We start from the raw sequence: 528 nt of genomic DNA, 5'->3' as shown, positions 1-528 counted from the left end.
ATGGAGACCCCGCGCACGCCCCAGCCCGTCCCCGCCGCGCTCCGCCCACCTCCGGGGGAAAAGGGCGAGGCCTCCATGCACACCGAGGCCAAGGGCCACGGCGGCTGCCTGCTCTCCCTGGACCGGCTGTGGCCCGTCCGCCTGGAGCTGGACGTGGAGTCCCACGTCGCCGTCCGCGCCGGAACGCAGGACGCGCCCCGGCGCTTCGACGGCTTCACCACCTCCCGGCTCCAGGTCCGTGAGCTGTCCTTCACCCCGCCCCGTCTGCGTGCGGCTCGCACCGTGTAGGCGCGTGCCCACCTGAAAGCCCGGTCCGCCTGGGTCATCAGGCAACCCCGGGGCGGGTCGATGCGATAATGGGGAACGGATTGCACCCGGTGGCGGGGGACGCCGCGGTTCCAGGGCGCCAGCATTTGGACCCACCGAGGGCAGAGCAGTCTTCGGAGACAGACGATGGCGATCGACGGACCTCGCAACAACGGCCTCCCGCGCACGCTCCCGCAGCAGCCGGTGGTGGCCCCCAAGCCC

The 528-nt window shown here is 72.7% G+C and carries 1 protein-coding gene; it reads left to right on the top strand.

From position 1 onward, the window contains the following. A partial coding sequence (locus D7W79_RS42670) for a hypothetical protein (protein WP_120530802.1) occupies positions 1-288 on the top strand: 288 nt, incomplete at its 5' end. Positions 289-528: the final 240 nt, after the last annotated feature.

It is taken from the genome of Corallococcus exercitus, from assembly GCF_003611585.1.
GTDB lineage: Bacteria > Myxococcota > Myxococcia > Myxococcales > Myxococcaceae > Corallococcus > Corallococcus exercitus.
This window is presented reverse-complemented; position numbering and strand designations above follow the sequence as displayed.